7 protein-coding genes and 1 pseudogene are annotated in these 9,999 nt (G+C 71.4%); 4 read left to right on the top strand and 4 right to left on the bottom strand.

The features are described 5' to 3' along the window. Nucleotides 1-80: 80 nt before the first annotated feature. The 3 genes and pseudogenes from tnpB to ACWEVO_RS18750 all read right to left on the bottom strand — a co-directional run bounded on the left by tnpB (nt 81) and on the right by ACWEVO_RS18750 (nt 2,244). Nucleotides 81-1,151 carry an IS607 family element RNA-guided endonuclease TnpB gene (gene tnpB, locus ACWEVO_RS18760; protein WP_452308808.1) on the bottom strand — a complete coding sequence of 357 codons (1,071 nt, stop codon included), beginning with the start codon at nt 1,149-1,151 and terminating at the stop codon, nt 81-83. After that, nucleotides 1,148-1,678, bottom strand: coding sequence for a hypothetical protein (locus tag ACWEVO_RS18755; RefSeq protein ID WP_452308807.1), 531 nt, complete (start codon nt 1,676-1,678; stop codon nt 1,148-1,150). The genes tnpB and ACWEVO_RS18755 overlap by 4 nt, the downstream gene beginning before the upstream one ends. Then, a pseudogene (locus ACWEVO_RS18750) lies at nt 1,671-2,244 on the bottom strand (IS607 family transposase). Before ACWEVO_RS18750 ends, ACWEVO_RS18755 begins: the two are co-directional and overlap by 8 nt. A gap of 523 nt (nt 2,245-2,767) precedes the next feature. Between ACWEVO_RS18750 and ACWEVO_RS18745 the strand changes: the two are divergent. Next, nucleotides 2,768-4,684, top strand: coding sequence for a Xaa-Pro dipeptidyl-peptidase (locus ACWEVO_RS18745; protein ID WP_452308806.1), 1,917 nt, complete (start codon nt 2,768-2,770; stop codon nt 4,682-4,684). A gap of 58 nt (nt 4,685-4,742) precedes the next feature. Here the strand turns inward: ACWEVO_RS18745 and ACWEVO_RS18740 are convergent, their stop codons facing one another. After that, nucleotides 4,743-5,975 carry a PucR family transcriptional regulator gene (locus ACWEVO_RS18740; RefSeq protein ID WP_452308805.1) on the bottom strand — a complete coding sequence of 411 codons (1,233 nt, stop codon included), beginning with the start codon at nt 5,973-5,975 and terminating at the stop codon, nt 4,743-4,745. A gap of 242 nt (nt 5,976-6,217) precedes the next feature. On the opposite strand from ACWEVO_RS18740, the gene ACWEVO_RS18735 reads away from it, so the two are divergent. From ACWEVO_RS18735 to ACWEVO_RS18725, 3 genes are all read left to right on the top strand, one after another. Continuing rightward, nucleotides 6,218-7,108 carry a dihydrodipicolinate synthase family protein gene (locus tag ACWEVO_RS18735; protein WP_452308804.1) on the top strand — a complete coding sequence of 297 codons (891 nt, stop codon included), beginning with the start codon at nt 6,218-6,220 and terminating at the stop codon, nt 7,106-7,108. A gap of 238 nt (nt 7,109-7,346) precedes the next feature. Continuing rightward, on the top strand, nt 7,347-9,404 hold the full coding sequence (locus ACWEVO_RS18730) for a M6 family metalloprotease domain-containing protein (protein ID WP_452308803.1): 2,058 nt from the start codon (nt 7,347-7,349) through the stop codon (nt 9,402-9,404). Nucleotides 9,405-9,472: 68 nt separating this feature from the next. After that, complete coding sequence (locus ACWEVO_RS18725; protein ID WP_452308802.1) at nt 9,473-9,904, top strand: hypothetical protein; 432 nt, start codon at nt 9,473-9,475, stop codon at nt 9,902-9,904. Nucleotides 9,905-9,999 lie beyond the last annotated feature (95 nt).

Here is a 9,999-nt window from a genome sequence, read left to right as displayed (position 1 = left end):
TCCGCGGCTGCAGAGGGGAACGAAGCCGCAAAATCGATCATGCATCCACGGCTAGGCAGCAAGCGCCGCAACACACCCAATTAGCCAGCAGGATCGATCTGCCGTCGGATCTCGCCGAATCCGGCGTCGGCGACCTTGCGGGCCAGGCGCCGGTTGGTGAGCATGCCCGCGACGTTGAGGTCTTCGACCACCACGATGGCGTATTCGGCGGTGATGGTGGTGGTGAGCTTGTGCAGCCCGTCGGCGCGCAGGTTCGCCACCCGGTAGTGCACGCGGTTGCGCTCACGGTCGGCCTTTAGCCACCGCTTCGACGGTGTCTGCCCGGTGCGGCGGTCGGGCCCCTGCCGTCGGGAGACACGGCGACACAGGCGCTTGAGCTGTTTGATGGCCTGGTCGTAGTGGGCTGGGTTGGGCACGTACCGGACTTCACCTGCCGAGTCGGCCATCACGGCGAGGCACTTCACGCCGAGGTCCACGCCGACGGCCACGTCGGGCCGGCTCGGCGTGCGCTGGGCGCGTTCGATCTCCACTTGGAAGGACACAAACCAGCGGCCACGTTCCCACCGCACTGTGGCCGACAGGATGCGGGCGGTGCCGTTACCCACGCGGCGCTCAAGCTTGCGGGTGGTCTCATGCGTGCGGATCGTCCCGAGCCGGGGCAGCGTGACGTGCCGTCGGTCCGCCTCGACACGGATAGTGCCGGTGGTGAACCGGCAAGACATGCCCGCCCGGTTCTTCGACTTGAGGCGAGGAACGCCCATTCGCCGACCTTTGCGCTGCCCACGCTTGGACTTGGCGTAGTTGTCAAACGCGGCAGCTGCGGCTGTCAACCCGGAGTTGTATGCCTCCTTCGAGTTCTCCTGCCACCATCGGCAAAAACGCGGGTGGGTCTTCTTGACCCGGTTGAACTCCTTACGCAGCGCGGGCAGCGACCACGGCCGCCACGGCGTCAGATCCTGCCCCGAAACACCGTAGGACTCCTCCGCCCTGCGCTGCCACCACGACGCGCACACCCACGACACAGCCCAGTTGTAGGCCGCACGCGCCGCACCGCAGTGCGACCGCAGCGCCTGCTGCTGACCGGCATTCGGGTCCAGCGCGAAGCGGAACGCCTGCACCACGCAGCCGGGGCGCGGTTCGAACCTCTTCACCGCCCGCAGTCTCCACGATGCACAGCCCACGTCGAGTGGTCGTACAGATCAACACCAGCCCACCGCAGGGCAGCGATGTCCAGGTCACTCAACAGCTGCGGGTCGACCTCTCCGCAGGCACCGGTGTGGGCACGCACCAACTCCTTACTGGCACGAAATGCCATATCCGAGGCGATCAACTCTTCCTCGGGACTCCGGAAATGCTTGGCTCCAGCCAGGAGCCGGCGGGTGACCTTCTCCTCGACGATGACCAGCTTATGGCGCCGCTCCAGCTCTTCACGTTCCTCGCGGGCGATCCGCTGCGCCTGCCGCGCCGCACTCTCCGCCAACAGTCCGACAAACCACCGCGGCGCAGCGACCGGATCCTTCATCCACTCCCTGGCGTGCTGCGGGGTTAGCTGCTCGATCACACCAGCGGCACGCATCACCGCCGCAACCTCATGCACCTTCAACCGCATCATGTTTGCCACCTGCACCGGGCACAGAGCGCGATCGGCCTTCTTCTGCGGGCTCACCTTCTTACCCACGGCCTTCTTCCCCCGTTACGGCGGCAACAGCGCCGGCGGCCCGGTTCTTCGCCGCCCGCTGACCGTAAAGACTTGCACACATCGACGAGAGCACGTCAGTCATGTCATTCACCAGGTCGTCCGCGGACTCCTGCGTGTCGAGGATCAGCAGCTCCCGGCCGGTAGCGGCCAGAGCGGCCTGCAGGTGCTCGACGCCGAAGCGCGCCAGCCGGTCCTTGTGCTCCACCACGATCACTCTCGCCGACGCATCCGACAGGATGCGACGCAACCTGCGCCGATTGCCGTTCAGGCCAGAGCCGACCTCGGAGACAACCTCGCCCACGGCCAGACCCTGCGCCGTCGCTCCCGGCACGACGCGGGCAACCTGCCGATCAAGATCCGACTTCCGGTCAACGGAGGACACCCGGCAGTACGCCATCACACGGTCGTTCGGGTTTCGCCTCCAGCACCAGCCACGAACCGGAGCGCGCCTTGACCACAGAAACCGGCATCTTGCCGTCCCGCGCCCACTCCCAACCAGTCTGATAACGCACACCAACCCGCCGCGCCCACCCGGACAACCTCACAAGATCAAGAATACCGAAAGAAGACTGAAGTTCATCGACGAATCGCGCAGGAGGTGGAATCCCCGGCCGGTCCGGGATGCCGTGCGGGGCGTTCAGCATGTACAGCTGGTACGCCGGCAGCGCGGCATCGAGCACCGCGAGGGCCGCCCGGGGCGGCACCTGGTTGCCGCTGGCCACCACCCGGGGCACGCCCGGCATCCGCCCGAGCACCGCCGCCAACCCGGATTCCGACACCACGCGCATGACACCCCGCCCCTCGTCGACGGCTGGCCCTCACCCGTCGACCAGGAGCATTCCGCCGCGAAGGTCCCGCCGGACAGGGCCGGAGGTCCGTGACGATCATCTCCACGGCCGGTGCGACAGGCGTAGGAGACGACCCTGATCATTCGCCACAGGTGTCCGATGACCCGCACGTCCGTCGATCCATAGGTTCGGTGCGACCGTCGCGGCGGCGTCGCCCCGCCACCCGGTACGGGCTCGTACCCGCTGATCGACGGCCGGTGTGGGGAGGAGGAGCACGCGGATGCGTAAAGGAAGACTTGCCTGGCGGGCCTCGGTGGTGGCGCTGGCGATGATGGCCACCGGCCTGCCGGCGGCGGGCGCGGCGGCCCAGCCGGGCGCCGACGAGCGACCCGGGCTGGCGATCGAGGGCGGCGTCACCCAACCGGTGTTCGGGTACGCCGACGCGGTCCGGGAACGGATCTTCGTCACCTCGGACGTGGACACCGACGGAGACGGCGCCCGCGATGTCGTGGCCATGGACATCATGCGGCCGCGCGCCAGCGAGAACGGCCTCAAGGTGCCGGTGGTGATGGACGCCAGCCCCTACTACTCGACGGTCTGCCGGGGCAACGAGAGCGAATGCAAGACGGACGTCGACGGCGACGGGCTGAACGACAAGTGGCCGCTCTTCTACGACAACTACTTCGTCCCGCGCGGCTACGCGGTGATCCTGCTCGACATGATCGGCACCAACAAGTCGACCGGCTGCCCGGTCACCGGCGGCCGGGCCGACAACATCAGCGCGCCGACCGCCATCGACTGGCTCAACGGGCGCCGGCCCGGGTACGACGCCGCCGGCCGGGAGGTCGTCGCGGACTGGCACAACGGCCGCACCGGCATGATCGGCAAGTCGTACGACGGCACGCTGGCCAACGCCGCCGCAGCCAGCGGGGTCGAGGGCCTGACCACCATCGTGCCGATCTCCGCCATCTCCAGCTGGTACGACTACTCGCGCAGCAACGGCCTGGTCACCCGGGCGAACAACTACTCGGGCAGCCTCGCCAACACGGTCACCGACCCGGGCCGCCGGGCGTACTGCGCGCCGGTGCGGACGGCCCTCGGGCAGGGCGGCGACGACACCACCGGCGACTACAACGACTTCTGGGCCGAGCGGGACTACGTGCCGCACGCCGACCGGGTCACCGCGAGCGTCTTCGTGGTCCACGGGATCAACGACGACAACGTCCGGCCGGACCACTTCAGCAAGTGGTGGGCCGCGCTGGGCGAGCAGGGGGTGCCGCGCAAGCTCTGGCTGACCGGCACCGGCCACGTCGACCCGTTCGACTTCCGCCGGGCCGCCTGGGTGGACACCCTCCACCGCTGGTTCGACTACTGGCTGCAGGGCATCGACAACGGGATCATGCGGGAGCCGGCCGTCGACCTGGAGCGGGCGCCGGACGTCTGGGAGACGGCGCGTACCTGGCCGCTGCCGGACACCCAGCCGACCCAGGTGTTCCTGCAGGCCCCGGCCGCCGGCAACGCGGGCGGGCTGTCGGTCCGGTCCGGTCCGGGCAACGCGTCGGCGACCTTCCAGGACACCCCGACCATGACCCAGACCAACGCCATCCGCCACCCGTCGGACCCGCTCGCCAACACCGAGAACCGGCTGGTGTTCCTCTCCGCCCCGCTCAAGGCGGCGCTGCACATCTCCGGCACGCCGGTCGTGCGGCTCAACGCCACGGTCGACGGGGTGGACACCAGCTTCGCCGGACTGCTCGTCGACTACGGCACCCGGCCACGGTTCAGCACCGCCGGGGACGGCGTCCGGACGCTGACCGAGGAGGACTGCTGGGGCGGGACGGCCGACTGGGGCGGCTTCGCCGAGGACGCCTGCTACCGCAAGGTCGAGAAGAACGTGGCGACCAACCCGCAGGAACTGGTCACCAAGGGTGTCATCGACGGCCTCAACCTGGACTCGCTGTCGGCCTCGGTGCCGCTGGTGCCCGGCCTCAAGACCGCGGTCGACCTGAACCTGCTGCCCGAGGACTACGTCTTCGACGCCGGTCACCAGATCGGGGTGGTGCTGCTCGGCTCGTACTCCGGCTACAGCAGCCGGGCCAAGCAGACCCGCGCCCACATCACCGTCCACTTCGACCGGAGCCGGATCACCCTGCCGGTGGTCGGCGGGCGGGCGGCGGCCGTGGCGGCCGGCCTGTAGGAATCCCGGGGTGGGGCGTCCGGCATGGGCGCCCCGCCCCGTCGGGCCCGGGCCGCGCTCACCGTCCGGGCTGGTACTGGCCGGTCAGCCGGCCCAGCTTCAGGGCCAGGTGCAGGCAGAGCCGCTCGTTGCCGTCCTTCAGGTCGGTGCCGGCGAGCTGCTCCACCCGTTGCAGGCGGTAGTACAGCGTCGTCCGGTGCAGCCGCAGCCGCTCCGCGGTGGCGTGCGCGTTCCCGGCCAGGTCGAGGTAGGCCTCCAGGGTCTCCAGCAGCACCTGGTGGGTCTCGTCACCGAGCAGGCCACCCAGCCCCGGGTGCACCCGCGCGGCGTCCAGGTGCCGGGCGTCCACCCCGGACAGCAGCCGGTAGATGCCCAGGTCGGACCAGGAGACGATCGGTCCCAGCGCGGGCAGCTGGACGGCCACCCGGGCCGCCTGGAAGGCCTCCTGATAGGACAGCACACTGTCGTACAGCCGGTGCCGGCGCTCACCGACGCCGAGGACGGTCCGGGCCACCGACGCCAGCCCCCGGGTCGCCCCGCGCAGGGCCGCGCCGAGATGCGCGGCGGCGTCCTCCGCGGCCACCCGGCCGGTGCTGCGTCCGCCGCAGAGCAGCAGCACCCCGTGGTCGTGCCGGACCAGGTGCAGCGTCTCCCGCGAACCCACCCACTGGCGGGTGGCGACGAGGGCGTGCTCCAGGGCGACCCGGGCCGCGTCGTCGAGCACCTCGCCCGAGGTCACGGCCAGGTGACCGACCAGGGCGGTGACCTCACCGTCGCGGGCCAGCACGCCGTCGGTCAGCAACGATCGGACCGCCTCGCACCGGGCCTCCGGGGACTCCACCAGGAGGGTACGGGTCGCCTCCGCCTCCCGCTGTGAGGTCAGCTCGCCGAGCAGGTTCTCCCGGTAGAGGGCCAGCGACAGGTCCGGCATCGCCTCGGTGACCGCCGAGATGTCCTCGTCGCTCATCCCCTCGGCCTCGTCGATGAACCACACGAAACCCAGCAGCAGGTCCTGGTGCCGGATCGGCACGCAGACCCGGGGCAGCAGGTCCAGCTCCGGGCAGGCCGGGGTCCGCACCGGCTGGCGAGCACCCATGATGCCGTTCTCCCGCGCCCAGGCGATCACGTCCGGGGTGGTGTGCCGGCTCAGGATCGAGCTGCGGCGTACCGCGTCGATCACCCCGGTGTGCGCGCTGTACACGACGACCCGCTGGCGGCGGTCCTCGATGAGCGCCGGTCGTTTCACCCGCGCCGCGATCCGGTCGACGATGCGTTGCAGTTCCATGCGCATGCGCTGCTCCCGGACCAGCCCGTCCCGCCCGGGTCGCCCGTTCGGTCCGGCCTGGATGTGTGCTGGTAGGGCCGTTCGCCTACCTTCCGATGAGGTCGGCGGAAGCGCAATCCCCCGGGTCGGCATCGCGACACGCGTACCCGCCGCGGCCACGACGGTTCCGGCATCTGTCGGAAGACCCCGCCCGGTCGGCCTCCCTAACGTGTGCGGATGCACCGAGGGTCCGAGAAGGGAACACCATCGTGGCCGCAACCAGGCCCTGGCAGGGCGTCGTCGTCCTCCTCCCCACCCCGTTCCGGGCGGACCTGTCGGTCGACCACGACCGGCTCCAGGAGCACGTCCGGTGGCTCGCCGACGCGGGCTGCCACGGGGTGACCCCCTGCGGCCCGGTGGGGGAGCACCGCACCCTGTCCGACGGGGAACGCGCCGACGTGCTCCGCGCCGTGGTCGAGGCCGCGCCGCCGGGCTGCGCGGTGGTCCCGGACGTCGGCGGGTACGGCAGCCGTCAGGCCCGGCGCTGGGCGGAGCAGGCGACGGCGCTGGGCGCCCAGGCCGTTCTCGCGCCGCCGCCGGTCGGCTACCCCGCCGGCGCCGCCGAGGTCGTCGCCCACTACCGGGAGGTGGCCGCGGTCGGGCTGCCGGTGGTGGTGTACGGCGACCCGGTCGAGTCCCGGGTGGACCTCACCCCGGAACTGCTCGCCCGCATCGCCGAGACCGACGGCGTCGTGGCGGTACGCGAGCGGGACGTCCGCCGGCTGCACCGCGTCCGCGACCTGTGCCCGCACCTCGACGTGCTGGTCGGCGCGGACGACCTGCTGCTGGAGCTGACCGTGTGCGGCGCGGCCGGCTGGATCGGTCACAGCGCCAACGCCCTGCCCGAGCTCTGCCTGCGCCTGCACCGGCTCTGCGCGGCGCGTGACCTGGCCGCGGCGCTGCCGCTGTACGCGCAGCTGCACCCCCTGCTCAGCTGGGACTCGCGGCCCGAGGTGGTGCAGGTCGTGAAGCTGGCGATGGGGCTGACCGGCCGGTACGGGGGCCCGTGCCGGCCGCCGCGCGGCGCGTTGCCGCCGGAGACCGAGGAGCGGGTGTGCCGGGACGTGCGGCGGGCGGAGCGGGCCGCCGTCGCCGGGTGACGGCGCCGGCCGGGCACCGTCCTGCACGTGTCGAAAGCCGCCGATCCACCTGCCGACATCTGCACGGTGACCGCCGCACCGGCCGACTCCTAGATTCGGGGTCGGGCGTGATCATCCGGGCCGGCGAGCGCGCCCGCCCGGCGACGGCACCGCCTCGGCGTGGCCGCCGCCGCGCCGTGACCCGGCACCGTCGCCCGATCGCCCCACCCCCTGAGCCCCCGACCTGAGAGGTGACTCGATGCACCTTCTGACCAGCAGGCGCGCGGTGTGGCGTTCGGTGCTGGCCGCCGCGGTCACGACCGTCCTGGTCGCGACCGGTGCCGCCGGACCGGCCGCCGCCGCCCCGGGTGACGCGCCGGACGGTGCCGCCCCGTTCCAGGTGCTCGACCCGCAGCACTGGCAGAACCCGGACACGATGACCTGGGACGACTACAAGCAGGTACCGAACACGAACTGGGCCGATCCGAATGTGCGCGGGTCGGTCCGTAACTTCAAGATCGCGCTGGTCACGCTCGACTACCCGGACCAGCCGTTCGTCATCACCAAGCCCGCCGGCTCGTCGGTCTTCGGCAACCCGCAGGCCAGCGCCGCGAACGTGCCCCGGGAGCGGGTCCCGCAGTTCTACACCGACTTCCTCAACAAGCCGGGCGACCTGAACCGGGGACACACCCTGCACGAGTACTGGATGCAGGACTCCAACGGCCGGTACGGCGTGGACCTGACCGGCTTCGGCCCGTACGAGATGCCGGCGAAGTCCTACCAGTACGGCATCGACAACGGCTTCAACCCCGGCGCCTGCCCGTCGGGGGAGGCTTGCGCGAAGAACATCCGCACCGACGGGCTGGGCGCCTGGCGCGCGGCGGTCGGCGACGCGGTGGCCAACAGCTTCGAGCTGGTCTTCATCCTCTCCGCCGGCCAGGACGAGTCGTCGACCTGGCAGGAGTTCGGGCAGATGATGTTCCAGACCAAGGAGGACGTGCCGGACGCCTGGGGCCCGCCGGACCCGAACCTGCCCAACTACGCGAAGACCCGGTACGTCGACTGGACCTCCTGGAAGGCGGCCGCCACCATCTGGCCCAACGCGGGCGGCGGCTCGTCCACCCAGGCGGAGAGCTCCGGCATGGGCGTGTACGCGCACGAGCTGAGCCACCTGCTGAGCATCGGGGACAACTACAACAACCCGTACGGGGTCCCGCTGCGCCGCGCGTACACCGGCATCTGGAGCATGATGTCGCGCGGCTCCTTCAACGGTCCGGGCGGACCGCACACCCGGTGGCAGATCCCGCCGGTCAACGGCGGCTCGATGGGCTCACTGCACAGCGTCCGCGACAAGCTGAAGATCGGGCTGCTCGGTGAGGAGCACGTGCTGCGGCTGTCCCGGGAGGCGCTGGCCGCCTCGGGCATGGTGGTCGCGGACGTCACCGCCCGCGCGGTGGACGCCGGCCCGAACGGGCTGACCGGCATCAACATCGCGATGAACGCGGACCGCTCCCCGGCGTGCAGCGTGACCACCGACCCGCTCTGCGACGGCGGCCGCTACAACAACTACACGCTCGAGGTCGTCGACCGGATGGGCGCGGACTCGTTCACCCCGGACAGCGGCGTGCTGATCAGCAAGACGAAGAACACCGACAGCGCGCCGTTCGTGTGGGTGGTCGACGCCAACCCGCAGGACATCGACATGGTGGACTTCTACCAGCCGAACGGCACCCCGCAGAAGATCACCATGGGCGACTACCGGCAGCTGTCCGACGCGCTGTTCCACGCCGGCGCCAACTCCGGCAGCGAGTACGAGTACGTCGACGAGGCCAACCGGCTGCACTTCTACGTGCTCAACCTGCGCCGGGACGCCGACGGGGTGCTGTCGTACACGGTGGCGGTCCGGTCGCTGGACGGCGCCGGGGCGAGCGAGCACGGGGTGGCCCTGTCCAAGGGTTCGCTGGTCACCCGGGGCGAGCCGACCGGCAAGGGCGCGACCTGCACCTTCGACCTGACCAACACCGGCACGTACGTGGCCGGTGAGCAGCAGCACCCGGAGGACGCCGGCGCGTACCTGAAGTCCGACGTGTACCGGCTCTCGGCCACCGTCGGTGGCCAGGGCTGGCGGGTGCAGCTGCCCAACGAGCTGGCCACCGCCCAGTTCGGCGCCACCATCCCGGTCGACGTCTCGGTCGGCGCCGGCGCCGACGCGACCGCGACCACCCTGGTGACCCTCACCGCCACCTCGGAGAGCGACCCGAGCCGGACGGTGACCAGCCAGTGCCGGGTCGAGCGACCCCGCGCGCTGCTCGGCTGAGCCACGGGTACGGCCCGGGGCGGTGCCAGCCGCCGCCCCGGGCCCACCCCGATGATCTGGGAGGACAGATGCGACGCCTGCCGGCAGCGCTGCTGCTGCCGTCGTTGCTCACCGGCGCGCTGACCGCGTGCGGTGACGCCGAGGAGGCCCGGTCGGCGATGACCGTGCGGGTGCTCGTCCGGGACATCAACATCCGGCCGGAGGGCGTGGAGTGCGCCGGCACCGGCCCGTACACCCACTTCCACAACCGGGCGCCGTTCCAGGTGATCGACCCCGACGGTCGGACGCTCGCCGAGGGCGCGCTGTCGCCGGGCACCTCCGTGGCCACCTTCGCCGAGGACCTGGAGGTGGCGCGCGTCCCGACGTACTGCGAGTTCGCGGTGCCGGTCGACGTGGCCGAGCGGGACGCCTACCGGCTGGTCGTCGACGGCCACCCGCCGATCCCGCTCACCCCGAACCGCAGCGAGGGGCCCGCGCTGGTCGCGGTGGTGCCGTCATGACCCGCCGGCCGGGCCTCCGGCTGGCCGCCGTCGCGCTGGCGCTGGCCGGGCTGCTCGGCTCGGCCGCCTGCTCGGGCGGCGATGGTACGCCGCGC

The sequence above is a fragment of the Micromonospora sp. NPDC003776 genome (assembly GCF_053605645.1).
The sequence above is the reverse complement of the archived record's forward strand: the minus strand, read 5'-3'. Positions and strand labels throughout refer to the sequence as shown.

What these genes read in the sequence shown, in the direction of transcription:
- ACWEVO_RS18745 (WP_452308806.1), top strand. Translation starts at nt 2,768, where the DNA reads ATGCGTAAAGGAAGACTTGCCTGGCGGGCCTCGGTGGTGGCGCTGGCG.
- ACWEVO_RS18740 (WP_452308805.1), bottom strand. Translation starts at nt 5,975, where the DNA reads ATGCGCATGGAACTGCAACGCATCGTCGACCGGATCGCGGCGCGGGTG.
- ACWEVO_RS18730 (WP_452308803.1), top strand. Translation starts at nt 7,347, where the DNA reads ATGCACCTTCTGACCAGCAGGCGCGCGGTGTGGCGTTCGGTGCTGGCC.
- ACWEVO_RS18725 (WP_452308802.1), top strand. Translation starts at nt 9,473, where the DNA reads ATGCGACGCCTGCCGGCAGCGCTGCTGCTGCCGTCGTTGCTCACCGGC.